Genomic DNA, 24,192 nt, shown 5'->3' with positions numbered 1-24,192 from the left:
GGTTCCGTTCCCTCCGGTCGGTGCGGTGCGCTGTACAGCGGTGCCAACCGGAGGGAGTCCCCAGTTCATTCCGGGGAGCCGGAGTTACCTGTCCTTCTCCAGGAACAGCTCCAGCGCCTCCACCACGAAACGGTGGTCCTGGAGTTGGGGCAGGCCGGAGACCGTCACCGCGCCGATGACGCCGACGCCCTCCACGGTGAGGGGGAAGGAGCCGCCGTGCGCCGCGTAGGTGTCGGCGTCGAGGCGGGACGACTCCTCGAAGGTCGTGCCCTTGGCGCGGAAGCGGGCGCCGACCAGGTACGAGGACTCGCCGTAGCGCTCCACGACCCGGCGCTTGCGGGCGATCCAGGCGTCGTTGTCCGGGGCGGAGCCGGGCAGCGCCGCGTGGAAGAGCTGCTGGCCGGAGCGGTGGATGTCGATCGCCACCGGGGCCTGGCGCTCCCGCGCGAGGTCGACCAGCAGTGAGCCCAGCGCCCAGGCGTCGTCGTAGGTGAACTGACGGAACACCAGGCGCCGTTCCTGGGCTGTCAGTTCCTCGATGGTCGGGGTGATCTCCGGGGCGAACCTGGGGGTGATCTCCGGTCCCGTCATCACAGCGTCACCGCCACTCCGTCTCGTGCCGAACGGCGGGCCGCCTCCAGGACGTCGAGGGCGGCCGCCGCCTCCAGGGCGGTCACCGGGTTGGGGCCGCCGTGGATCAGTGCCTCGGCCACCGCAGCGTAGTAGGCCGGGTAGGCGCCGGGGAGGGTCCGTACGGGGGTTCCGCCGCCGGTCAGGGGGGATTCGCCGGAGCCCGTGCGACCCCACAGCTCCTCGGGCTCCTCGCCCCAGCCGGAGTCCGGGGCGCCACCCCGGGCCGGCCGCAGACCCTCCCGCAGGGCCGCCTCCTGCGGGTCGAGCCCGTACTTCACATAGCCCGCCCGCGAGCCCAGCACCCGGAAGCGCGGGCCGAGCTGGGCGGTGGTGGCGGAGACATAGAGGTGGGAGCGGACGCCGTTCGCGTGCGTGATCGCGATGAAGGTGTCGTCGTCGGTCTGCGCGCCCGGGCGGCGGACGTCCGCCTCCGCGTACACCGACACGGCCGGGCCGAACAGCACCAGCGCCTGGTCGACGACGTGGCTGCCGAGGTCGTAGAGCAGACCTCCGATCTCCGCGGGGTCGCCGGACTCCCGCCAGCCGCCCTTGGGCTGCGGCCGCCACCGCTCGAAGCGGGACTCGAATCGCCATACGTCGCCCAGCGTGCCCTCGGCCAGCAGGCCGCGCAGGGTCAGGAAGTCGTTGTCCCAGCGGCGGTTCTGGAAGACGGAGAGGAGCAGTCCGCGCTCGTCGGCCAGGGCGGCGAGCGCGCGGGCCTCGGCTGCCGTGCCGGCGACCGGCTTGTCGACGACCACCGGCAGGCCGGCCTTCAGCGCGGTGGTGGCGAGCGGTACGTGCGTCCGGTTCGGCGAGGCCACGACCACCAGGTCCAGCTCGTCGGCCCGGTCGAACAGCTCCTCGGCGGTCGCGGCCGACCGGACCTGCGGGAACTCGGCGCGCGCCTGCGCCTGCCGCTCCGGGTGGGAGGTGACCACGGTGTCCAGGGCGAGGCCCTCGGTGGCGGCGATCAGCGGGGCGTGGAAGACGGAGCCCGCGAGGCCGTAGCCGATCAGGCCGACACGGAGAGGGCGGCCGGCGGGACGGCTGCCGAGGGGAGTACCAGTCATGCCTCCCACTTTCGCAACGCTGTTGCCAAAGTGCAAGTACAGGGGAGAATGGGTGTTGTGAACAGGACGAACGGCGACACGCGCCCCCCGGCGAACGGCGGCGCGCTTCCGCTGGCGGGCGCCGGCGCCAATCTGCCGGCCCTGCGCAGCCACAACTCCGCGCTGGTGCTCGACCTGCTGCGCACGGCCGGAGCGGAGGGCATCAGCCGGCTCGAACTCGCCGAGCGCACCGGCCTCACCCCCCAGGCGGTCAGCAAGATCACCGCGCGGCTGCGGGAGGAGGGCCTCGCCACGGAGGCGGGCCGGCGCGCCTCCACGGGCGGCAAGCCGCGCACGGTGCTGCGGCTGGTCCCCGAGGCGGGGTACGCGGCCGGCGTCCACCTGGACCGCGACGAACTGCGCACCGTCCTGGTCGACCTCCGGGGAACCGTGGTGGACGAGCGCCGGGCGCCGGTGGACCTCGGCGCGGGCGCGGAGGCGGTGCTCACGGCGGTCGTACGAGAGGTCGAGTCCCTCGCCGTCCCCACGCCCCGCACCCTCCTCGGCGTCGGTGTCGCTCTCCCCGGTCCGCTCGATCACCGTCGGGGCGTCCTGCACCGGGTCACCGGTTTTCCCGAGTGGGACGGGTTTCCGCTGCGGGACGCCCTCGTCGCGCGGCTCGGGGCGCCGGTCGTCGTCGACAAGGACACCAACGCCGCCGCCCTCGGTCTCGCCGTCGGCGGTGAGCGCGGCTCCTTCGCCTACCTCCACCTCGGTACGGGGCTCGGCGCCGGTCTGGTCCTCGGCGGGAGCGTGCACCGGGGAGCCCGTACCGGGGCGGGGGAGTTCGGGCACCAGGTCGTCCAGCTCGACGGCCCGCCCTGCCCCTGCGGCAACCGCGGTTGTGTCGAGGTCCTGTGCCTCGCCGCCGTCGACCGCGGGGACGTACGGGAGGCGGCCCGCGTCCTGGGAACCGGCGCCGCCAACCTCGTGGCGCTGCTGGACATCGACCGGGTCCTGCTCGGCGGTCGTACGGTGGCGGCGGCACCGGAGGAGTTCACGCGGGGCGTCGCCGCCGTACTGCGGGCGCGCGGGCCGGCCGGGGAGGCGGCCGTGCCGGTCGGGGTCGCGCCGGGCGGGGAGCGGGCGGTCGCGGAAGGCGCGGCGCGGTTGCTGCTGGGGCCGGTGTTCGGACGGGCGGACGGGTAGCCGGGCCGCCGGAAATCCGTGCGGAACGGGCGGGAAGCCGTTCGCGTGAAAGTCGTATGAGCTGAACGGGCGGATTCGCCCCGCGCCCGGAGCGGCATCCCCGCCGCCCCCGCCGCCCCCGCCAAGCTCTCATGACCATGCGACTGCGTACGCCTGCTGCCCTCACCCTCGCCTTAGTCACGGCCGCCCTCCCCGCGTCCACCCCCGTGCACGCCACCCCCGTCTCCCCCTGCGCCACCGCCGACGACCGCGCCTTCCCCCTCACCACGAGGCTGCGCGGCGGCCCGCAGACCTACGAGCCGGGCGGAGCCCCCGGCACCTGGTACCTGGACCTCACCAACACCACCGCGCGCACCTGCGCCGGCATCCACCCGGTCGTCGTCCTCGTCGACGGCGCGCGGGCGCTGAAGCCCGCCCAGCCGCGCCTGGAGTTCTACGCCGGTGACCGCCCGTACCCCGTCCGCTTCGAGACCACCGACGAGGACGAGCTGGTGGGTGCCTTCGAGGGTCCCGCCGGCTTTCCCGGCTTCACCGTCGGACCCCGCCGGACCCTCACCGTGAAGGTCCGCCTCGCCCTGGCCGCCGACGCCGTCACCAACGACATCACCGCCAACGCGGCCGTCGTCCAGCGGCACGGCGACGACGGCGAGTGGGTGGGCCAGTCCAACGACTACCGCTTCACCGTCGGCACCGACCCCGTCCCCGTAGCGGACCCGGACGACCCGGACGACCCGAACGACCCGGACCCCTCCACCGCCCCCCGGCCCACCGACCCGTCCGACCACTCCCTCACCGACACGGCCGCCGAACTCGCCCGCACCGGCCTGGCCTCCCCGGCCGCGGCGTTCGCGGCGACCGCCCTCCTCGCCGCGGGCATCGTCCTGCGCCTCACCCGCAACCGCCGCTGACCACGGTGTGAGAGGGGCGTTCCCCAAGATCGGGCCTGTGTCTAGGCTGGGCTCACGCAGCACGGCGTACGGCAGGAGATCCGCGCATGGCAGACCGCAGGCCCATCGAGTCATGGCTCACCGACATGGACGGTGTGCTCATCCACGAGGGTGTACCGATCCCCGGCGCCGACGCGTTCCTGAAGAGGCTGCGCGAGTCCGGCAAGCCCTTCCTGGTGCTGACCAACAACTCGATCTACACCCCGCGCGACCTGCACGCCCGGCTCAGCCGGATGGGCCTGGACGTGCCGATCGAGAACATCTGGACCTCGGCGCTGGCCACCGCGAAGTTCCTCGACGACCAGCGGCCCGGCGGCTCCGCGTACGTCATCGGCGAGGCCGGACTCACCACCGCGCTGCACGACATCGGCTACATCCTCACCGACCACGAGCCCGACTACGTGGTCCTCGGGGAGACGCGTACGTACTCGTTCGAGGCGATGACCAAGGCCGTCCGGCTGATCAACGACGGCGCCCGGTTCATCTGCACCAACCCCGACGAGACGGGCCCCTCCACCGAGGGTCCGCTGCCCGCGACGGGCGCCGTCGCCGCGCTGATCACCAAGGCGACCGGCAAGCAGCCGTACTTCGCGGGCAAGCCCAACCCGCTGATGATGCGCACCGGGCTCAACGCGATCGGCGCGCACTCCGAGTCCAGCGCGATGATCGGCGACCGCATGGACACCGACGTGCTGGCCGGCATGGAGGCCGGCATGCAGACGTACCTGGTGCTCACCGGCCTGACCCGGCCCGAGCAGGTGGAGAACTTCCCCTACCGCCCGTCGAAGATCGTGGACTCGATCGCGGACCTGGTCGAGCGGATCTGAGCCGAGGGCGGTCGGCGCGGACGGAACCGAAACCCGCCGCCCCCGAGAAACAACCCGTCACACCGGAGAAGTAACCCGTACGGACGAGCCCGGTCCCGCCAGCGGATGCGCGGCCGGGGTGCGGGAGGGAGCCTCGCTACAACGGGAGGTTTCACGATGGGTCCACTCACAGTCACTCTCCGCACCGGCGCCGTACTGGCCGCCCTCGCCGTCGTCCCCGCTGTCGTCCCCGCCGCTCACGCGGCCGACGGAGGCGGTGGCAGCGTCTCGGTGACCCCGTCGACCCCCGCCGCGGGCGCCGACATCGCGCTCCGGGTCAGCGGCTGCTCCGGGACATCCGCGGTCGCGGCCTCCGAGGCGTTCGTCTCCGACGCCCGGCTCGTCGGCACCGACGGCACCCTGACCGGCGAGACCCGGATCCGCTCCTCGGCCGAGGCCGGCTCCTACGCCGTCAAGATCACCTGCGCCGACTTCCAGGTCAAGGGCACGATCAAGGTCGTGGCGGCGTCCGGGCAGAGCGTCGCGCCCGCTTCCCCGATCGCGCCCGTGCACGCGGGCGGCGGCGGGACGGCGCACCGGCCGGCCGCCGCCGAGGCCCGCGTCGAGGGCCCCGGCACCGTCCACGCGGTGGTCGGGCTGGTCCTGGCGGGCGCGGCCGCCGGCGCCGTGGCCCTGCGCGGGCTGCGCCGGAGCCGCGGGACGGACTGACCGCGATGTCCGAACGCTCCTCGGGCGGCGGCCGTCTGCTGACGTGGACGGCCTGGGCGGTGCTGCTGCTCGGGCTGTGGCTGTGGGGCCGCGAGGTGACCGGCGTACCGTCCGGGACGAGCGGCGCCACCACCGGCGACATGGCCGCGGTCGGCCGCCCGCCCGGGGTGGAACTCCCGCCCGCCGCCCGGCCGTTGGGTGCCGCGTCGCCCCAGCGCATCGACATCCCCGAGATAGGCGTCCAGGCGCCCGTGGTGGCCCGCGGCCTCGACCCGCGGGGCGGCATCGATCCGCCGCCCTACGACCAGGCGGGCGTCGTCGGCTGGTACGCGGCCGGCGCGACTCCGGGCGCCCGGGGCACCGCGCTGATGGTCGGCCATGTCGACACCGAGACCCGGCCCGCCGTCTTCTACAAGCTCAGCACGCTCACGGCGGGGGAGACGGTCCGGGTGGTCCGCGCCGACGGCAGGATCGCCGAGTTCACCGTCGACGACGTGGAGGTCGTGCGCCGCGACCGTTTCGACGCCGGGCGCGCCTACGGCACCCGGCAGCCGGGCCGCGCCGAACTCCGTCTGATCACCTGCGGCGGCACCTTCGACCGGGCGACCCGCAGCTATACGGCGAACGTGATCGTCTCGGCATATCTGACCGGAACCGGACCCTGAGCCGCCGCCCCTACGGCGGAAGCGGCCCTTGAGGCGGCCGGCATACCGGGCCCGGTCGGCGGCCCGCTCCCCGGAAACCGCCGACCGGGCCGGTCCTCGACCGCGCGCGCACGGGCTGCGGGAGTAACCCGGCGACCGGCGCGGGAGGCTGCGGAGACCACGGTGGGTGAGGGACTGGCCGGGGGCTGGGGCCGTCCCCATGACTTTAGAACGGATGTGCGTCGCGGCCTAGAGGGCGTCGCGTCGGGGCCCGTCACCACTCAGCCACGCAACTCCCCATCGTCCAGGCTGCGTTGGACCACCGCCCGGGCCACCTCGTCCAGCGGCAGCCGACGGCGTCGCGCGTACTGCCGCAGGGCCCGGAACGCCTCGTCGACGTCGGTGTGCCAGCGCTCCGCCAGCATGCCCTTGGCCTGTTCGATGCGCACCCTGCTGGACAGCGCCCGCTGCAACTGCCCGCTGAGATCGCGGTACTGACGGAACGCCCGCTGATTCTGCAGCCCCACCGCCGCCGCGTCCGCCAGCGACTGCGCGAGCCGCAGCCCGTCCGCGCAGCCCTCGGACGGAGCCGTCCCGAAGACGTTGAGCGCGCCCAGCAGCGTCTCCCGGCGCCGCAGCGGCACCGCGAACGTCGCCGTCACGTCGTGACGCAGCGCCCGCTCGGTGAAGTCCGGCCAGCGGGCCTCGGCGTGCGCGTCCCGGACGGACACCGGCGCCACGGGCCGCCCCGTGCCGTAGCTGTCCAGGCAGGGCCCGCCCGCGCACTGGGCGCGCAGCAGGTCCAGGGCGACCTCCTGCTGCCGGCTGCTCGCGGCCAGCGACACGGTCTGCCCGCCGTCGATCAGCATGAACCCGGCCGCCCTGGCCGCCAGCAGCTCCACGCAGTGGTCGGCGACGCGTTGCAGGTACTGCGCGGGGTCGAAGCCGTCGGTGAGGCTGTCCGCGGCCTCCACCAGGGCCGCCGCCAGCCGGACCTCCCGGGTGGTGTGATGCATCGACGCGCCCTCCCCTTCCGGTTCCGGCCGACCGGCCTGGCGCGCACCTACCCACACCGGCCGTGCTGTAACGGCCAGTTGACGCCACGTGAGCGCCGGGGAGGCGCGGCCTCGTGGACGAGGCGGGTCGTATGCCACGATCGGGGGAAAACCGTGCACCCAAGGGGGAGTTGGATGTACGTCAGGAAGGTCGCCGTCGCCGCGCTGGCGGGTTCGGCACTGCTGCTCGCGGCATGCTCGGGGGAGGACGCCACGGACAACGGGAGCGACGACCCACGACCAGGGATCACCCAGCGGCCGAAGGACGCCGACCCGTTCTGGGTCGACCCGGACGGCACGGCCGCCCGTCAGGTCGCCGCGTACGAGAAGGCGGGCGACACCGCCGAGGCGGACCTGATCCGCAGGATCGCCGAGCAGCCGACCGGCACCTGGCTCGGCCCCGACGACCCGGAGGGGCAGGCCCGGCGCGTCACCGAGGCCGCCGACCGGGCGGGCCGCACCGCCGTGCTGGTCCTCTACGACATCCCGCACCGCGACTGCGGCCAGTACTCGCGGGGCGGCGCCCCCGACGGCGACGCCTACCGTGCCTGGATCGCCGCCGTCGCCCGGGGCATCGCCGACCGCCCGGCCCTGATCGTCCTCGAACCCGACGCCGTCCTCCACCTGGCCGACGGCTGCACCCCCGCCGGGCACCATGCGGAACGCTACGACCTGCTCTCCGGCGCGGTCACCACCCTGACGTCCCTGAAGGGCACCAAGGTGTACGTCGACGCGGGCAACGCGGGCTGGGCCGACCCGGAGCAGCTCCGGGAGCCGCTGCGCCGCGCGGGCCTCGACCGGGCCGACGGCTTCGCGGTGAACGTCTCCAACTTCTATACGACCGCGGACTCCCTGGCGTACGCCCGGCAGCTCTCGGCGCGGACGGGCGGCAAGCACTTCGTGATCGACACCAGCCGCAACGGCAACGGCCCCTACGAGCAGGGCGCCCCCACGGAACGCTGGTGCAACCCGCCGGGGCGGGCCCTGGGGGATCCCCCGACGACACGGACGGGGGATCCCCTGGCGGACGCCTACCTGTGGATCAAGCGGCCCGGCGAGTCGGACGGCGAGTGCAAGGGCGGCCCGAAGGCGGGTGCCTGGTGGCCGGAGTACGCACTCCGACTGGCGCGGGCTACCACCCCCTAGGGGCGCGGGGAACTGCGCGACCGGCCCCCCACGCACCCCCACCCGCCCCCACCGCCGGCGGTCACGGCACCCGCACCCACCGCGCCACGCTCGGCACCCCCTTCGCGTCGTCGACGAACAGCATGTACCAGCCCGACGGCACCAGATTCCGGTTCCCCGGCACGGTGACCGTCACCTTGTTCCCGGCGGTCGTGAACCCCAGCGCGATCGACCGCTGATCCACGTCCGTGACATGCGTGGACGCGCTGGGCCGGATCAGCCGTACCTTCCTGATGGCCGCCGCGTCCGGGGAGGCGAACGTCCCCGAGAAGCCCCGGGCGATGGCCGCCGGCCCCCCGGACAGCTCAGGCCGGTGCCCCTGGAAGAGATACGGCGGCGAGTACACCTCGACGCGCTGCTCGAACGTCCCGGGTTTCGTGTTCGCCGCGTCCCCGAACAGGGGGTTCGAGCCGAAGAACATCACCCGCCCGTCCGGCAGCAGCAGCGACCCGGAGTGATAGTCGCGCCCCACCCGTGGATCGGCGACCCGGTCGAAGGAGTCGGTGTCGGGGTGGTAGATCCGGGCCTGGAGGATGTCGGAGTCGCCCCGCCCGCGGTAGTCCCGCGAGCCACCGGACACCAGCACGGTGTCGTCGGGCAGCACGGACGACTGCGGATACCGCGTCCCCTCCTCCAGGCTCGGCCCGTCCCGGAAGCGCGGCTCCTCGGCCTTGAGATCGACGATCCGCGTCCGCGCGCTCGACCTCGGCGACTCCCCGACCCCGCCGCCCCCGATCACCATGTACCGCTCGCTCTGCGCGGGCGGCAGCAGCACGGTCCCGGAGGTCTCCATCAGGTCCGGGTCGGTGAGCCCGGGCAGGGGCGTGAACACATTGGTGTCCACGTCCCACACCCCCGGCACCCGTCCCACGTCGTCCGGTCCGTAGCCCGCGTTGGACCCCGAGTAGAAGATCTTCCCGTTCTGCATGAGGAACAGCGCGGGATAGGTGGGGAACTGCCGGATCTTCTTGGTGTACGCCCAGGTCCTGGTCCTCGGGTCGAACACCTCGTTCTTGCCCGGCACCAGCTGCCCGATGTCGTCGAGCCCGGAGACGCTCAGCACCCTGCCGTCGCCCAGCGTGGTCAGGGTCGGATACCAGCGGGCCTCGTTCATCGGATCGACCGGGACGTACCTCTCGGCGACCGGATCGAACTCGTAGGCGTCCCGGATCCCCTGGAAGTCCTTCTTGTCGAGGGCGAGCTTCTGCGCGATGCCGTAGGTGTTGCGGGCGTCGACGCCGGTCAGCGCGGGGATGCGGTAGTTGTCCTGGGTCCCGGTCGCGTACCGCGCCCCCGACTTCTCCGCCTCGACGTAGATCCGGCCGAGGCCCGGGTCGTTGCGCAGGAACTTCCCGGTGCCCTTGTCGAACACCTTCGTCGCGCGCGGCACCAGCACCGGGTCCTTGGAGACGAAGGTCCTGCCGTTCTCCCGTCCGGTGAACCGGGTTCCGGCGGGCAGGGTGATCGGCTTGTCCGGGTTCTCGTTGTGGACGATCATCAGGCCGCCGGCCTTGGTGACGTCCCCCTTGAGCTTCTCGTAGCGCTGGGTGCCGCCCGCGATGAGCACGCTCCCGTCGGCGAGCTGGGTGTGCCCGGTGCAGAACAGGTCCTTGGGCGTGGGCACCTTGCTGACCGTGCCCCGCACCGGGTCCCACAGCCGGGTGTCGAACTGCTTCGCGTCGAAGTGCTCCTGGTCGTTGCCCGACCCGGCGACCATCAGCACCTTCCCGGTGTGCAGCAGCACCGCGTGGATGGTGTTCTGCCGGTAGCCCCGGGGGAACTCCACGGTCCGCCACTGCCCGTTGGCGGCCTTGTACTCCGGCCGGTCGATCGCGTACGCGTGGTAGCGCGCGGTGCCGAAGCGGTAGAGCCAGGGCCCGTTCGTCCCGGCCAGCGCGACGACGACCACCGTGGCGAGAGCGAACCTGCGGGCGCGCCGCTGTCCGGCGCCCCGCCTCACTGGGCGCCCGCCCGCGCGTGCGCCGGCTCCCGCGGATCGGAGGCGGGCTCGGGGCCGTGCGCGGTCTGCCGCGCCTCACGCGCCATCACCCGCCAGGCGACCACCGGCGAGGCGGTGATCACCAGCGCCAGCGACGCCCACACGATCATCGCGGGGTGGGCGTGTCCGCACACGAATCCGGCGACGATGGACGCCCCGAAGACCAGCACGAAGAACAGATGGACGCGGAAGGTGCCGAACAGCGTGTCCGGGCTGGCGGAGTCGCCCTTGGGCGTCACCACGAACCGGCTCTTGCGGCGCAGCACGGCGTCCAGCAGGGAGCGGGCGTACACCGGCGCCGACAGCGCCGACATCACCATGCCCGCGATCCCGCCGGACCCCTCCGGCTCGTGCGGGGAGACGTTGTGCCGCCGGTTCCACAGATACAGGCCGATCTGCAGCGCGGAGGCGTTGCCGTAGAGCATCAGCCACACGGCCGGGTCGATGTTCACGCCGGACGCGCCGAGCCCCAGGAACAGGGCGCAACTCAGTGCGGCGAGGATCCAGTTGAGGGCGGACAGCGGGTAGAACGCCATCATCAGCGTGTAGTTGAGGAGCCGTCCGGGCGGGAGCGTGAACAGGCCCTTGCCGTACTGCTTGAGGATCGTCTCGTACGTCCCGCGCGACCAGCGCAGCTGCTGGGTGAAGAAGTCCGTCCAGGCGGCCGGGCCCTCGCCGACGGCGAGGACGTCGGGTGTGTAGACGGACTTCCATCTCCGGCCGGTCGCCGGGTTCTTGGCGCGGTGCATCTCGAAGCCGGTCGCCATGTCCTCGGTGATGGAGTCGTACAGTCCGCCGATCTGCTTCAGCGCGGTGATCCGCACGGCGTTGGAGGTGCCGACGAACATCGGGGCGCCGTAGCGGTTGCCGGCGCGCTGGATCAGCGCGTGGAAGAGGAACTGCTGCGACTCGGCGGCCTTGGTGACGAACGTGTCGTAGTTGCCGTAGACCTGGGGCCCGATGACGAAGCCGACGTCCGGGTCGCGGAACCAGCCCAGCATCCGCTCCAGGTAGTTGGGCAGCGGCACATGGTCGGTGTCGACGGAGGCGAAGTAGTCGTAGGCGTCGCCGTGCGCCTCCAGCCAGGCGTTGTAGTTGCCGTGCTTGGTTCTCGCGCGGTACGGGCCCGAGGGCCGGTTCCAGCGCTCGACGCCCTTGCGGGAGAAGTGGTGCACGCCGAGGCGCGCGCAGACCTCCTTCACCTCCGGGTCGTCGCCCTCGTCGAGCAGCCACACGTGCAGCAGGCCCCGGTGCCGCACCCGGACCGCCGCCCGGAGGGTGCGCGTCACCATCTCCAGGGGTTCCTTGCCGGGGACGTAGGTGGTGAGGAAGGCGACCCGGGTGCCGGTCTCGGGCACCACCGGGACCGGGTCACGGGCGACGAGGGTCGCGTGGGCGTTCGACAGGACGTTCAGACAGCGGAAGAACTCGATCAGACCGATCGAGACGAGCATGACCACGTCCAGCGCCGGCAGGAAGCCGTGGGCCGGGTGATCGCGGTGTGTCCAGTGGGCCGGCCGCAGCAGCCACACCAGCAGCACCAGGGAGAACAGCGGTGCCGCACCCAGCATGAGCGCGACACGGATCCGGTGCGGCTCCTGGGCCAGCAGTGAGCGGTAGCGCACCCGGTACGGCTGTCCGGGCGGGCCGGTGTCGGGTTCGGTCAGCGGGCCCGCGAGCCGGCTGTAGTGCTCGTAGTCATAGGTCGGCAGTGACCTCCTGAGACGACGGAACATGATCGTTGCGACGGACTGGTGCGTAGGCACCGTCATGTGTCATCCCCCCACACACGCGCACATCGCGCGTGTCTGTGATCCCCCCAACTGCCGCGAATCCGCAGCATCTTGAGAAAGAGGGTTCTATGCCCCCGAGCTTGATCGCAAGGTGCGCAACGCGCTGTTTACCCCTCATAAGGGGTCATTGTGGAGCGTGTGGGGATCATGTGTACCTTGTGGACCCTGTGTGGGCGGACACGCAGAAAGTGGGCATACAGAAAAGCCCCCCGCTCTCGCGGAGGGCTTTCCTCGTCTGTGCGCCGCCAGGGACTCGAACCCCGGACCCGCTGATTAAGAGTCAGCTGCTCTAACCAACTGAGCTAGCGGCGCCTGCTGACATCGTTAACTCTACATGACCTCGAACGGTGCTCCCGACCACCCCTCGGCCGCGGCTGCCCCGTGTACATCATTCGGACCGTCAGCATGCGCGCCGGATGGACAGTTGAGAAACTGCCCGATGTGGATAAGCGAGACATTTCGACCTGGAGTGTGAGGGGCATCTCATGGAGACTCCGGTATTCGAGGAGATCGATCCCGCCGGTGACTGCGACTGCCCCGGATGCGCGCTCCGGCGGCTGAACCCCGCGGCCGCCCGCCCGACCGCCGCCCACCGGACCGTCGTCGTCGCGGCGGCCGCCTCCGCCGCCCTCGCCGCCGGCCACGCGGTCCCCGCCCTCGCCGCCCCGCAGGCACCCGGCCGACCGGGCGTTCCCGCAGGTGACGAGCCCGCGACCCCGCAGGGCGGCAAGGCCCCGCTGCACGGCCCCGGCGGCCAAGCGGCCACCCCGGCCCCGTCCAGGACGCCCGCCACCACCCGCGCCGACATCATCCGGCGGGCCAAGACCTGGGTCACGGCGAAGGTGCCGTACAGCATGTACTCCTACTGGTCCGACGGCTACCGGCAGGACTGCTCGGGCTTCGTCTCGATGGCCTGGGGCCTGCCCGGGAACGAGTGGACCGGCAGCCTCGGCCAGTACGGCACCCGGATCTCCAAGGAGGACCTCCAGCCCGGCGACATCCTGCTCTTCCACAACCCGGCCGACCCCCAGGACGGCAGCCACGTCGTGATCTTCGGCGGCTGGACGGACTACACGCACAGCTACTACACGGCCTACGAGCAGACCCGCCCGTCCACCCGCCGCCAGGCCACGCCCTACGCCTACTGGAGCCACTCCGACCAGTACGTCCCCTACCGCTACCTGGGCGTCACCTCGGGGACGGCGGGTCCGGAGCCGGACGGGTCGGGCTCGGGCGAGCCGGGCGGGGCAGGCTCCGGCGATCCCGGCGGCGCAACGGGTGGCGAGCCGGGCGGGGCGGGCTCCGGGACCGCGGGCGGCAAGGACCCCGGCGACGCGGGCGGCAAGGGCGCCGGGGAGGTGCCGACGCCGTACCCCGGGCGGGCGTACTTCGGGACCGGCGCGAACAACAAGTACGTCACCGAGCTGGGCCGGATGCTCGCGGCGCGCGGCGCGCAACGCTTCTACGCCGTGGGCCCGGGCCCCCGCTGGACCGACGCCGACCGCCGGGCCACTCAGGCGTTCCAGCAGGCCCAGGGCTGGAGCGGCGCCGACGCCGACGGGCTGCCCGGCCCGCAGACCTGGGCGCTGCTCGTCACCGGGCAGGGCCGGGACATCGTCACCGGGACACCGGGACCGCCCGCCCCGGCCGCGCGCGTCCCGGCGTACCCCGGCCGCGCGATGTTCAGGCCCGGCGCGAACAACCCCTACGTCACCCGGCTGGGGGAGCAGCTGGTGAAGAAGGGGTACGGCCGGTTCTACACCTCGGGTCCGGGGCCGCGCTGGGGAGCGGCGGACCGGCGTGCCGTCGAGGCGTTCCAGCGCGCGCAGGGCTGGCGCGGCACGGCCGCGGACGGCTACCCGGGCCCGGAGACCTGGCGCCGCCTCTACTCCTGACCGACTTCCCCTCGGGACCAACCGTTTGTGACGCATCTGGCGCGGAGGCTGGAGGCAGCATGACCAGTACGACCACCGCACGCACCCCCGAACCCGACGAGGGCCAGGCCCGGCCCGCCCGGCTCATCCAGAACGAGGTGACCACCGAGATCCCCGTCCATCTGCTGTTCCGCGACGACCCCGACCCGCAGCCGGTGCCGGCCGCGCCCGCCGTGGTGGCCCGCCGCGAGGGCACCGGCGAACAGCCGCGCACCCCCGGCGCCTCCGCCTCCCCCGGCCTGCGCCGCCCGGCCGCCGCCCGGCCCCGCCCGCTCGCCCAGGTCGACCCCGCGCTCGTCGAGCGGCGCGGACGGGTGCTGCCCGGCGCGGTGGGCGTGCTCGCCGGGGTCTGCGGCGCGGCCGGCTGCGCGGCCACCTCGTGGTGGGCCGGGGTGCTGCCGCCGCTCGCGGAGGAGGCGCTGCGGCTGCCGGTGTACGCCGGCGCGGGGCTCGGTCCGGCGCAGTGGGCGGCGTACGCGGGCGCGGGCGCGCTCGGGCTGTTCGGCTTCGGCGGTCTGGCGCGCGGGCGCACCGGGCGGGCCTGGGTGCTCGGCCTGTTCGGCCGCTACCGGGGGACCGTCCGGCGCACCGGCCTGCTCTGGGTGAACCCACTGCTGCTGCGCCGCCGGGTGGACGTGCGGCTGCGGCACTGGCGCAGCGAGCCGATGCCGGCCGCCGACGGCAACGGGGTCGCGCTGCGGGTGGTCGTGCTGGTGGTGTGGCGGGTGCGGGACACCGCGCGGGCCACGCTCGGCGTCGAGGACCACGAGACGTATCTGCGCGAGTGCGTCGAGGCCGCGCTGGCCCGGGTGCCGGTGGACATGCCGGGCGCGGGGCGCGGGCCGGCCGAGGCGGCGGGGGAGGCGCTGACCCGGCTGGTGGCGCGGGAGGCGGGCGCGGTGGGCCTTGAGGTGTACTCGGTCCAGCCGGTGCGCTGCGAGTACGCCCCGGAGGTGGCCGCCGCGATGCACCGCCGCCGGATCGCCGCGCTGGACGCCCAGCAGCGGGCGAGCATGCTCACGTCGGTGGTGGACTCGGTGGAGGACACGGTGACCCGGCTGACCGTGCGGGGCCTGGTGGAGCTGGACGACTACGAGCGCAAGGCCCTGGTGAAGGACCTGACGGTGGCGTTCTGCGCGGGACGCGGCGAACAGACGCCCTGATACCCGGAATCACCCCGGGGATTGGTATGGACATGTTCAAGTAACGCCCATACTCTCAGACTTGGTCTAGACCTGCACGCCTCATGGAACTCCCCATGAACTCCCCACGTTCTCCAGGAGCGGCAGCATGCGCACACGGACCAAGCTGTACGCGGCCGTGCTGGGGCTCACCACCGCGGGAGCACTCGCGCTCTCCTCCGGTGGTGCCAGCGGCCACGGCTACACCGATCTGCCCATCAGCCGGCAGAAGCTCTGCCAGAACGGCACGGTCACCAACTGCGGCGACATCCAATGGGAGCCGCAGAGCGTCGAGGGCCCCAAGGGCTTCCCGGCGGCCGGACCGGCGGACGGCCAGCTCTGCAACGGCGGTCTGAGCCGGTTCGCCCAGCTCAGCTCGCCCCGCACCCCGTCCGGCGGAGCCTGGCCCACCACCCGGGTGACGGGCGGTCAGAGCTACACCTTCCGCTGGCAGTTCACCGCCATGCACGCCACGACCGACTTCAAGTACTACGTCACCAAGCCGGGCTGGAACCAGAACCACAACCTGGCCCGCTCCGACCTCAACCTCACCCCGTTCCTGACCGTCCCCTACGGCGGCCAGCGCCCCCCGTCCACCCTCTCCCACAGCGGCACCCTGCCGTCCGGCCTGAGCGGTCACCATGTGATCCTCGCGGTCTGGACGATCGCCGACACGGGCAACGCGTTCTACGCCTGCTCCGACGTCACCTTCTGATTCTCTGAGCCTTGCTTGAGCCGGGCCGACTCTCCCCCGGGGTAGGTTCCCTCCACGCGGTCATGACCATGACGGCGCTGAGGAGCAGTACCTGACCTCGGGGGAAGCACCGTGGAACTCTTCTTCTATCTCGTACCGGGCCTCATCCTGGCCCTGGTCCTGTTCGCCGCGTACCGCCTGCTGCGCCGGGCGATGCGGATCCGCCGGGCCTGGAACAGCGGGCTGACGGCCGAGGCACGCTGTCTGCGGGTGTACACGACGACCCACGGCGGAGGCGGCGACACCTCGGTGCGCACCACGCTGCACCACGTCTACGAGTTCACCGCCCGCGACGGCCGTACCGTCCGCTTCGAGGAGGAGGACGGTTCGGGGACGGTCCTGGAGGGCGACTTCGTCACCGTGTACTACGCCGAGGGCGCCACCGTCGTCGCCACGGCCAAGGCCCCGCGCCGGACCGTGCTCGCCGCGTCCACGATCGGTGTGCTGGCGTTCCTCGGGGCGGTCGCGGGCTTCTGCGTCGCCTTCATGGTCCTGTCCAGCCAGATGTCGGACGAGTTCGGCTTCGGCGTGGACGACACGACCCATACGGTCGTCGTGGACGGCGCGACGACGACCCCGTGACGACCCTCCCTATCTGAGGGCTCGTCAGCTACCGTGCGCTGCCATGGAGTCCATGGAGTCCAAGGAGTCCAGGGCGCGCACGGTCGCGGAGCTCGTCGCGGGGCGGTGGGGCGACCATCGGCCCGGCCTGTGGTTCGAGGAGCGGACGCTCACCCATCACGAGGTGGCGGCGGGCGCGGCGGCCCGGGCGGCGCTGCTGACCGATCTGCTCCCGCCGGGCGGCGCCAACATCGGCGTACTCCTCGACAACACCCCTGAATATCCGCTGTGGTTGAGCGCGGCGGCCCTCGCCCGCACCGCCGTCGCCGGCATCAACCCCACCCGCCGCGGCCCCGAACTGGCCCGGGACATCCTGCACACCGAGTGCCGGCTCCTGATCACCGAGCCCGCCCACCTGCCCCTTCTGCGGGGCCTCGACCTGCCCGGCGTACGGCTCCTGATCACCGGCACCCCGGAGTACGACGCCTTGCTCGCCCCGTACGCCGACGCCCGCCCCGACGCCTCCCGGGCCACCCCGAGCGATCGCCTCCTCCTCTGCTTCACCTCCGGCTCGACCGGCGCCCCGAAGGCCGCGATCTGCTCCCAGGGCCGGCTGGCGGCGGCCGGGCGTTCACTCGCCGACCAGTTCGCTGTCGGCGCCGACGACGTGCACTACATCTGCATGCCGATGTTCCACGGCAACGCGGTGATCGCCGACTGGGCGCCCGCGCTCGCGGCCGGGGCGGGCGTCGCGCTGCGGCGGCGGTTCTCGGCGTCGGGGTTCCTGGGGGACGTGCGCCGGTACGGGGCGACGTACTTCACGTACGTGGGCCGGGCCATCCAGTACGTCCTGGCCACCGAGGAACGGGACGACGACCGGGACAACCCGCTCCGGATGGGCTTCGGCACCGAGGCGGGGGCGGTGGACGCGGCGGCGTTCGAGCGGCGGTTCGGGGTGCGGCTGGTGGAGGGGTACGGGTCCTCGGAGGGCGGGGCGGCGGTGCAGTGGTCGCCGGGGACGCCGGCCGGGGCGGTGGGGCGGGCGGGGCCCGGTCTCGTCGTCCTCGACCCCGAGACGCGGACCGAGTGCCCGGCGGCGGTGTTCGACGCGGCGGGGCGGCTGCTCAACGGGGACGAGGCGATAGGGGAGCTGGTCAACACGGCCCCGAACCCCTTCGAGGGCTACTGGCGCAACCCGGAGGCGGAGCGGGAGCGGCGGCGGAACGGCTGGTACTGGACCGGCGACCTCTTCTGCCGGGACGCGGACGGGTTCCTGTACTTCGCGGGCCGCGCGGACGACCGCATCCGGGTCGATGGGGAGAACCTTGCCGCCGCGATGATCGAGAACATCCTCGCCCGGTACGCGGGGGCCGACGCCGTCGCCGTCTACGCCGTGCCGGACCCGGTGACCGGGGACCAGGTGATGGCGGCGCTGGCGGGGACCTTCGAGGCGTCGGGCTTCGCGGCCTTCCTGGCGGCCCAGCCCGACCTCGGCACGAAGATGGCGCCCCGTTTCGTGCGGGTCGTGGAACGGATGCCGGTGACGGCCACGAACAAGATCCACCGAGCGCGGCTGAGGCGAGAGGGCCTCGGCTGCCCGGACCCGGTGTGGTGGCGTCCCCCGGGCGAGACGGCGTACCGCCCCCTGACCCAGGACGACCTGCACAACATAGAAGGACCCCTCGCTCCCACGAGAGGCCCTTCTGAAGTGCGCCGCCAGGGACTCGAACCCCGGACCCGCTGATTAAGAGTCAGCTGCTCTAACCAACTGAGCTAGCGGCGCAGACTCCCGCCGACCGCTCGATTTTCTCTCTCGCGGCTGGCGACAGAGAAAATACTACCTGGCCCGAAGGGGTGCTCCTGACCACCCTCCGGGCCCGCCCATCCGTTCCTAGATCGCCAGGCTCAGCAGTACCGGGGTCGCGTTGCGGTTGAGGGTGTCGGCGGCCTGGCGGAGGCGGTGGGCGTGTTCGACCGGCATGGACAGGGCGAGGCAGCCCACCGTGGAGCCCGCGGTGATCGGGACGGCCGCGCAGACCGTGCCGATCGCGTACTCCTGGAGGTCCAGCACCGGCACCGTGGGCGGCTGCGCCTCCAGGCGGGAGAGCAGCAGCTTGTCGCTGGTGATCGTGCGCGAGGTGAGGCGGGCCATCTTGTGGCGGGAGAGATGGTCACGGCGGCCGTTGTGGTCGAGCTGGCCCAGCAGGCTCTTGCCGACCGCGTGGGCGTGGGCCGAGAAGCGGAAGTCCACCCACTCGTTGACCGGGGGCGTGTCCGGCCCGTCCGCGTACTGGGTGATCCGCACCTCGCCGTCGACGTACCGGCTGATGTACACGGCGGCGCCGACGGAGTCCCGCAGCCGGGCCAGGGTCCGCTGGAGCTGCTCGCGCAGCGCCTCCTCGCGGTGGTGCGCGGAGCCCAGGCGGGCGAGCGCGGCGCCGGTCACATAGGCGCCGTCGATGACCTGTTCGACGAATCCCTCGCGGCGCAGCATCCGCAGAAGCGCGGTCAGTCGCTCCGCCCCGAAGCCGGTCTGGCGGGCCAGCTCGGCGTCGGTGATTCCGGTGGAGTGCCGTGCCACGATTTCCAGCACGCGCAGGGCGTCCTGGGCCGAGTGGTACGGTGCGGTCGGCTCGTGCATCAGCGCCACGGTTGTCCCCCTGCGGTCGCTTTCTGGCCGTGATCCGGGCAGCGAATCACCTCCACGATAACGGCCAAGGGTGCTGGATGGAGGGGGTGTTGACGAGAATCTCGTCCGGTTTCGGCGCCCTCATCTGCGGTCCTGATCCCCTGGCATATGACCGGGGCAGGACCCATCCCCGAGACCTGCGTGTTCACCCGTACACACCCCGTAGTCATCGCACGCCGTCACAGGACGGCGCCGAGAAATTCCCGGGTCCGCTCCTCCTCGGGGTCGCCGAAGATCTTCTCCGGCGGGCCGGATTCCACCACCCGGCCGGCGTCGAACATCAGCACCTGGTCGGAGATGTCCCGGGCGAAACTCATCTCGTGGGTCACGCAGAGCATCGTGATGTCGGTGGTGGTGGCGATGTCCCTGAGCAGGTCGAGGACGCCCGCGACCAGCTCCGGGTCCAGCGCGGAGGTCACCTCGTCCAGCAGCAGCACCTTCGGCCGCATCGCCAGCGCCCGCGCGATCGCCACCCGCTGCTGCTGACCGCCGGACAGCTGCGAGGGCCGTACCTCGCACTTGTCGGACAGGCCCACCAGCTCCAGCAGCTCCCGGGCCCGCGCCTCGGCCTCCTCCTTCGACAGCCCCAGCACGGTGGTCGGGGCCTCGGTGAGGTTCCTGAGGACGTTCATGTGGGGGAAGAGGTTGAACTGCTGGAACACCATCCCGATGTTCCTGCGGACCTCCCGGCACTGCTTCTCCGCTGCCGGAAACAGCCGCTGCCCGTCCACGGTGATCGTGCCCGAGTCGGGCTTGGTCAGGGTCATCAGCATCCGCAGGATCGTCGTCTTGCCGGAGCCGGACGGCCCGATGAGGGTGACGTGGCTGCCCGCCTTCACGGACAGGTCCAGCCGGTCGAGCACGGTGTGCCCGCCGAACCGCTTGGTGACCTTGCTGATCTCAACGGACAAGGCGTCGCTCCAGGGTGCGCAGAAGAAGGGAGGCGAGATACGACACGACGACGAAGGCCACGCCGATCACCGTGACGGGCTCGGTGAACTGGAAGCGCTCCTGCGAGAAGAGCCGCGCCCGGCCGAGCATCTCCAGCACGGTGATCGCCATCAGCAGCGGCGTGTCCTTGAGCATCGCGATGACGTAGTTGCCGAGCGCCGGCACGACCCGGCGGACCGCCTGCGGAAGGATCACCACCCGCCACGTCCTGGCCCCGGGCAGGCTCAGCGCCGTCGCCGCCTCCCACTGACCGGCGGGCACCGCCTCGATACCGGCCCGGTAGACCTGCATCGTGTACGTCGAGTAGTGCAGCCCGATCGCGAGGACGCCGGTGGCCAGGGCGGACAGGGTCAGCCCCCACTCGGGCAGCACGTAGAAGAGGAAGAACAGCTGCACCAGCAGCGGCGTGTCGCGGACGAACTCCGTCGCGATCCCGACCGGCCACCGCACCCACCGGGTGGGCGCGCGCATCGCCAGCGCCCAGACGAGGCCGAGACCGAAGGAGATCAGCGAGCCGAGGGCGAGGACCTGGAGGGTGACGAGGAGCCCGTCCCAGAAGTACGGCATGAAGTCCCGGACGGCCGACCAGTCCCAGTTCATCGGACACCCGCCTTCAGCCGGTGCTCCAGGGCCCGCATCAGCCGGGTGAGCACGAAGGCGATCGCGAAGTAGATGAGCAGGACGTACGTGTAGATGTGCGCGCTCTCCTGGAGCGCGAGGCGCACCAGGTTGCCGCTGAACGCCAGATCGCCCATGCCCATGACCGACACCAGCGCGGTGCCCTTGAGCAGCTCGATCAGCAGGTTGGAGAAGGGCGGGACCATCTCCGGCACCGCCTGCGGCAGCAGGATCCGGCGCAGCCGCTGGGCGGGGGTGAAGCCGAGGGCGATCGCGCCCTCGCGCTGGGCCGGGTCCACGGCGTTCAGCGCGCCCCGCACGATCTCCGCGCCGTACGCGCCGTACGTCAGGCCGAGCGCGAGCGTGCCCGCCCACAGCGGGACCAGCTGCCAGCCGAAGGCGGGCGGCAGCACGAAGAACACCCAGAAGATCATCACCAGCGCGGAGGTGCCGCGGAACACCTCGGTGTAGAAGCCCGCGAGGAAGCGGACCGGCCGGCGGCGGTGGGTGCGCGCGACGCCGACGGCGAAGGCGACGGCCGCCGCCAGCAGCGAGCTGAGGAAGAGCAGCTGGAGGGTGGTCCACAGGCCGTTGAGCACGAGTTCCCACAGTCCGGGGGTCATCCGGCGCACAGCTCCTTCGCGGTGAGGTCGGTCATCTCGGCCTGGGTGAAGCCGAACGGCCGCAGGATGCGCGGGAGTTCGCCGCTGCGCTTGAGCCGGTGCAGCTCGGCGTTGAAGGCGTCCCGGAGGGTGGTCTCGGTCCGGCGGAACGCGAAGGCGCCGCCGTCGATGTGCGGCCGGCCCTTCACGAGCGGCGCGAAGGGCCGGGTGGCCTCGGCCTTGCGGGACTTCTTGACGACCTGGCGGGCGGTGACGGCCGTGGCGGCGAACACGTCGACGCGCCCGGCCTCGACGGCGTTCAGCCCGGCGACCTGGTCCGGGACGACGAGGATGTCGCTCTCCGCGTACCCGGCCTCCACGGCGTACTGCATCTGGGCGTAGCCGGTGCCGGTGGCGAAGCGCGCCTTCTTCCGTACGACGTCCTGGTAGGAGCGCAGCCCCTTGGGGTTGCCCTTGCGGACGATGAAGGAGTCCAGCATCTGGTAATCGGGGTCGGCGAAGATCACCTGTTCGCAGCGCTCGGGGTTGACGTACATCCCGGCGGCCACGACGTCGAACTGCTGGGACTTCAGCCCGGGTATCAGCGAGCCGAACTCGGTGGGCACGGGCTGCACCCGGTCCACCCCGAGCCGATTGAAGATCACCCGGGCGAGCTCGGGCGCCTCGCCGGTCAGCTCGCCGTCGCGGTCGATGTATCCGAAGGGGATCTCACCGGCGATCCCGAGCCGTACGACGCCCTGGGCGCGCAGCCGGTCGAGCAGGTCGCCCCCGTCGGTCGTGGACGCGGTGGCCACGCGCGAGCAGCCGGCGGCCCCCAGCGCGCCGGCCGCCGCGACCCCCGCGAGCAGCGAACGGCGAGTGGGCGCCGGGAGTTGGCGCCCCGTGTGGGGGACGGGTCCGCTCGGTCGGTTCGGTGCGTTCGGTTCGGCCATGGCGGCGCGGCTACCCGGGTCCCCGTGGGATATGCGAGGGGAAATGGGCGAGGGTGGTGTGGCTTCAGTGACCGGGGACGTAGCCGCGGCGCTTGTCCACCACGTTCACCAAGGGCCGCCCGGCCGCCCATCGTTCGAACATGTCCACGAACTGGGTGGACAGTTCGTCGTGCCGTCCCACGATGTTTCCGCCCATGTGCGGGGAGATGAGCAGATCGGGGACGTTCCACAGGGGGCTGTCGGCGGCGAGCGGCTCCTGGCCGACGACGTCCACGGCCGCTCCGGCGATCCACCGCCGGGCCAGCGCCCGCGCGAGGGCGTCCTCGTCGACGAGTTCCGCCCGGCCGACGTTGAGGAAGCGCGCCGAGGGCAGCATCACGCCGAAGCGGCGGAGGTCGAACATGCCGTGGGTGACATCGGTGAGCGGGGCTGCGGCGATCACCCAGTCGGCGCGCGCCAGCAGCCGGTCGAGGTCGCCGGGGCCGTGGATGCCGGTCCGCGGGACGCGTCCGACCAGGGCGACCGTCACCCCGAGGGCCTTCAGGGTCCGGGTGACGGCCCGTCCGACCGGCCCCGACCCGACGACGACCGCGCGCGTCCCGGCGACCCGCCCCGCCTCCCGGGGCCGCCACTCCCGCCTCCGCTGCGCCTCCCAGGTGCGCGGCAGGTCCTTGGCGAGGGCGAGGACGAGTGCGGCGACGTACTCGGCGACGGGCTGTTCGAAGAGGCCGCGCGCGGTGGTGACGACGGTGTCGGAGGCGACGAGTGCGGGGCACAGCAGATGGTCGGCGCGCGGTCCCGCGCTGTGCACCCACCGGGGCCGGGCGGCCCGCCCGTCATCGGCCCACGCGTCCCGTACGGCGGCACCGGCTCGGTCGCCGTCGGCGTCCCAGACGAGCAGGACGTCGGCGTCGGGCAGCCGCGCGGCCAGCCCGGAGGCGTCCGTGCGCACCACCCGGACCCGCCCGGTGAGCCGTCCCAGCCGGGGCGGAGGGTCGGCGTCGAGGACGAGAAGCGTCGGCAGGGTCATGGAGGGTTCACGCTGGCAGCGGGCGGCACCCGGCGTCAACAGCAAGGACTCGGCCGACCGGGTGGACGGTGTGGGGACGGCGGCGCGCACGGGGTACCCGGCCGTTGGGGGAGTTGACGCCAGCGCCCCCGTACCGCCCCCGTACAGGAAGGCCGGCCATGACCGCACTCGGACTCCTCCACCCGGGCCACTCGGCCGAGGACGACTACCCCCGTATCGAGCAGCTCCTGGGCAGTGACGTCCGGATCGACGTGGTCCACGCGGACGCGGACCCGGGGGAGAAGGACCCGATCCGCCGACTGGGCCCGCCGGAGGTCCTCGCCGGGCTCGGCGAGCAACTGCGTCTCGCGGGCGCGGAGGCGGTCGTCTGGGCGTCGACGAGCGGCAGCTTCGCCTACGGCTGGGAGGGTGCCCAGCAGCAGATCGGCACCCTGGCCCGGGCCTCGGGTATGCCGGCCTCGTCGACGTCGTTCGCCTTCGTGCACGCCCTGCGGGAACTGGACGTGCGCCGGGTGGCGGTCGCGGCCCCGTACGACGAGGAGCGGGCCGTCGCCTTCGCCGGTTTCCTCCGCGACGGTGGGGCGAACGTGCTCTCCGTCCGCGCGACGGACGGGCGTCCCGAGGGCGAGCCGGCCCTCCTCGCCCTGGCGCGGGCGGCCGACCACCCGGATGCCCAGGCGCTGGTGATCCCCGGCACGTTCCTGCGCACGGCGGCCCATGTCCCCGCCCTGGAGGCGGCCCTCGCCAAGCCGGTCCTGACCGCCACTCAGGCCACCGTCTGGGAGGCCCTGCGCCTCACCGACCGCCGCGTCAACGCCCCGAACCTCGGCGCCCTCTTCACCCGCGAACCGATCGTGCAGGTGTGAGCGG

23 protein-coding genes and 2 tRNA genes are annotated in these 24,192 nt (G+C 72.7%); 12 read left to right on the top strand and 13 right to left on the bottom strand.

The genetic code is table 11. From position 1 onward, the window contains the following. Window positions 1-84 precede the first annotated feature (84 nt). Entirely contained in the window at window positions 85-591 is a 507-nt protein-coding gene (locus ACZ5NW_RS33115) for a heme-degrading domain-containing protein (RefSeq protein ID WP_468747704.1), read from the bottom strand. Next, window positions 591-1,703 (bottom strand): Gfo/Idh/MocA family protein, encoded by a 1,113-nt coding sequence (locus tag ACZ5NW_RS33110; RefSeq protein ID WP_468747703.1) that lies wholly within the window; start codon window positions 1,701-1,703, stop codon window positions 591-593. Before ACZ5NW_RS33110 ends, ACZ5NW_RS33115 begins: the two co-directional genes overlap by 1 nt. A 57-nt stretch (window positions 1,704-1,760) precedes the next feature. Here ACZ5NW_RS33110 and ACZ5NW_RS33105 point away from each other — a divergent pair, with 57 nt between their 5' ends. The 5 genes from ACZ5NW_RS33105 (at window position 1,761) to ACZ5NW_RS33085 (ending at window position 6,038) form a co-directional block, all read left to right on the top strand. After that, window positions 1,761-2,891: an ROK family transcriptional regulator gene (locus ACZ5NW_RS33105; RefSeq protein ID WP_468747702.1), complete on the top strand. Its 1,131-nt coding sequence runs from the start codon at window positions 1,761-1,763 to the stop codon at window positions 2,889-2,891. A gap of 131 nt (window positions 2,892-3,022) precedes the next feature. After that, window positions 3,023-3,799 carry a hypothetical protein gene (locus tag ACZ5NW_RS33100; protein ID WP_468747701.1) on the top strand — a complete coding sequence of 259 codons (777 nt, stop codon included), beginning with the start codon at window positions 3,023-3,025 and terminating at the stop codon, window positions 3,797-3,799. Window positions 3,800-3,885: 86 nt separating this feature from the next. After that, the gene (locus ACZ5NW_RS33095) at window positions 3,886-4,665 is read left to right on the top strand and encodes an HAD-IIA family hydrolase (protein ID WP_468747700.1); all 780 of its coding nucleotides are present in this window, start codon (window positions 3,886-3,888) and stop codon (window positions 4,663-4,665) included. A 156-nt stretch (window positions 4,666-4,821) separates the two neighbouring features. Continuing rightward, window positions 4,822-5,373 carry a hypothetical protein gene (locus tag ACZ5NW_RS33090; protein WP_468747699.1) on the top strand — a complete coding sequence of 184 codons (552 nt, stop codon included), beginning with the start codon at window positions 4,822-4,824 and terminating at the stop codon, window positions 5,371-5,373. A 5-nt stretch (window positions 5,374-5,378) separates the two neighbouring features. Further along, window positions 5,379-6,038 carry a class F sortase gene (locus ACZ5NW_RS33085; protein ID WP_468747698.1) on the top strand — a complete coding sequence of 220 codons (660 nt, stop codon included), beginning with the start codon at window positions 5,379-5,381 and terminating at the stop codon, window positions 6,036-6,038. A gap of 260 nt (window positions 6,039-6,298) precedes the next feature. Here ACZ5NW_RS33085 and ACZ5NW_RS33080 read toward each other — a convergent pair whose 3' ends face one another. Then, entirely contained in the window at window positions 6,299-7,033 is a 735-nt protein-coding gene (locus ACZ5NW_RS33080) for an ANTAR domain-containing protein (RefSeq protein ID WP_468747697.1), read from the bottom strand. Window positions 7,034-7,207: 174 nt separating this feature from the next. On the opposite strand from ACZ5NW_RS33080, the gene ACZ5NW_RS33075 reads away from it, so the two are divergent. Continuing rightward, the gene (locus ACZ5NW_RS33075; RefSeq protein WP_468747696.1) at window positions 7,208-8,218 is read left to right on the top strand and encodes a glycoside hydrolase family 6 protein; all 1,011 of its coding nucleotides are present in this window, start codon (window positions 7,208-7,210) and stop codon (window positions 8,216-8,218) included. Between the two features lie 61 nt (window positions 8,219-8,279). Here the strand turns inward: ACZ5NW_RS33075 and glxA are convergent, their stop codons facing one another. The 3 genes from glxA to ACZ5NW_RS33060 all read right to left on the bottom strand — a co-directional run bounded on the left by glxA (window position 8,280) and on the right by ACZ5NW_RS33060 (window position 12,361). After that, entirely contained in the window at window positions 8,280-10,217 is a 1,938-nt protein-coding gene (gene glxA / locus ACZ5NW_RS33070; protein ID WP_468747695.1) for a radical copper oxidase GlxA, read from the bottom strand. Further along, entirely contained in the window at window positions 10,214-12,028 is a 1,815-nt protein-coding gene (locus ACZ5NW_RS33065; protein ID WP_468747694.1) for a glycosyltransferase family 2 protein, read from the bottom strand. Before ACZ5NW_RS33065 ends, glxA begins: the two co-directional genes overlap by 4 nt. 259 nt (window positions 12,029-12,287) lie before the next feature. Further along, window positions 12,288-12,361, bottom strand: a tRNA-Lys gene (locus ACZ5NW_RS33060). 173 nt (window positions 12,362-12,534) lie between these two features. On the opposite strand from ACZ5NW_RS33060, the gene ACZ5NW_RS33055 reads away from it, so the two are divergent. The 5 genes from ACZ5NW_RS33055 to ACZ5NW_RS33035 all read left to right on the top strand — a co-directional run bounded on the left by ACZ5NW_RS33055 (window position 12,535) and on the right by ACZ5NW_RS33035 (window position 18,223). Next, window positions 12,535-13,944, top strand: coding sequence for a peptidoglycan-binding protein (locus ACZ5NW_RS33055; RefSeq protein WP_468747693.1), 1,410 nt, complete (start codon window positions 12,535-12,537; stop codon window positions 13,942-13,944). Between the two features lie 59 nt (window positions 13,945-14,003). Continuing rightward, window positions 14,004-15,146 carry an SPFH domain-containing protein gene (locus ACZ5NW_RS33050; RefSeq protein WP_468747692.1) on the top strand — a complete coding sequence of 381 codons (1,143 nt, stop codon included), beginning with the start codon at window positions 14,004-14,006 and terminating at the stop codon, window positions 15,144-15,146. Between the two features lie 127 nt (window positions 15,147-15,273). After that, window positions 15,274-15,879, top strand: coding sequence for a lytic polysaccharide monooxygenase auxiliary activity family 9 protein (locus ACZ5NW_RS33045; protein ID WP_468747691.1), 606 nt, complete (start codon window positions 15,274-15,276; stop codon window positions 15,877-15,879). Window positions 15,880-15,990: 111 nt separating this feature from the next. Continuing rightward, window positions 15,991-16,500 (top strand): hypothetical protein, encoded by a 510-nt coding sequence (locus ACZ5NW_RS33040; RefSeq protein ID WP_468747690.1) that lies wholly within the window; start codon window positions 15,991-15,993, stop codon window positions 16,498-16,500. A 52-nt stretch (window positions 16,501-16,552) separates the two neighbouring features. Continuing rightward, the gene (locus ACZ5NW_RS33035) at window positions 16,553-18,223 is read left to right on the top strand and encodes an AMP-binding protein (RefSeq protein ID WP_468747838.1); all 1,671 of its coding nucleotides are present in this window, start codon (window positions 16,553-16,555) and stop codon (window positions 18,221-18,223) included. Here the strand turns inward: ACZ5NW_RS33035 and ACZ5NW_RS33030 are convergent. The 7 genes from ACZ5NW_RS33030 to ACZ5NW_RS33000 all read right to left on the bottom strand — a co-directional run bounded on the left by ACZ5NW_RS33030 (window position 18,189) and on the right by ACZ5NW_RS33000 (window position 23,322). After that, window positions 18,189-18,262 (bottom strand) — tRNA-Lys (locus ACZ5NW_RS33030). The two genes, ACZ5NW_RS33035 and ACZ5NW_RS33030, sit on opposite strands and share 35 nt — an antisense overlap. A gap of 108 nt (window positions 18,263-18,370) precedes the next feature. Beyond that, entirely contained in the window at window positions 18,371-19,129 is a 759-nt protein-coding gene (locus ACZ5NW_RS33025; RefSeq protein ID WP_468747689.1) for an IclR family transcriptional regulator, read from the bottom strand. A gap of 218 nt (window positions 19,130-19,347) precedes the next feature. Beyond that, window positions 19,348-20,079: an amino acid ABC transporter ATP-binding protein gene (locus tag ACZ5NW_RS33020; RefSeq protein ID WP_468747688.1), complete on the bottom strand. Its 732-nt coding sequence runs from the start codon at window positions 20,077-20,079 to the stop codon at window positions 19,348-19,350. Continuing rightward, complete coding sequence (ehuD, locus tag ACZ5NW_RS33015) at window positions 20,069-20,719, bottom strand: ectoine/hydroxyectoine ABC transporter permease subunit EhuD (protein WP_468747687.1); 651 nt, start codon at window positions 20,717-20,719, stop codon at window positions 20,069-20,071. Before ehuD ends, ACZ5NW_RS33020 begins: the two co-directional genes overlap by 11 nt. Further along, window positions 20,716-21,360 (bottom strand): ectoine/hydroxyectoine ABC transporter permease subunit EhuC, encoded by a 645-nt coding sequence (ehuC, locus tag ACZ5NW_RS33010; protein ID WP_468747686.1) that lies wholly within the window; start codon window positions 21,358-21,360, stop codon window positions 20,716-20,718. The genes ehuD and ehuC overlap by 4 nt, the downstream gene beginning before the upstream one ends. Further along, window positions 21,357-22,292: an ectoine/hydroxyectoine ABC transporter substrate-binding protein EhuB gene (gene ehuB, locus ACZ5NW_RS33005; RefSeq protein WP_468747685.1), complete on the bottom strand. Its 936-nt coding sequence runs from the start codon at window positions 22,290-22,292 to the stop codon at window positions 21,357-21,359. The genes ehuC and ehuB overlap by 4 nt, the downstream gene beginning before the upstream one ends. Before the next feature lie 64 nt (window positions 22,293-22,356). Further along, window positions 22,357-23,322, bottom strand: coding sequence for a D-2-hydroxyacid dehydrogenase (locus ACZ5NW_RS33000; RefSeq protein WP_468747684.1), 966 nt, complete (start codon window positions 23,320-23,322; stop codon window positions 22,357-22,359). A 158-nt stretch (window positions 23,323-23,480) separates the two neighbouring features. Here ACZ5NW_RS33000 and ACZ5NW_RS32995 point away from each other — a divergent pair, with 158 nt between their 5' ends. Further along, the gene (locus ACZ5NW_RS32995) at window positions 23,481-24,188 is read left to right on the top strand and encodes a maleate cis-trans isomerase family protein (protein WP_468747683.1); all 708 of its coding nucleotides are present in this window, start codon (window positions 23,481-23,483) and stop codon (window positions 24,186-24,188) included. The last annotated feature ends 4 nt before the right edge of the window (window positions 24,189-24,192 follow it).

It is taken from the genome of Streptomyces sp. NPDC032126 (assembly GCF_055580085.1).
Note: the sequence above shows the minus strand (reverse complement) of the source record. Positions and strands in the feature narration are given on the sequence as shown.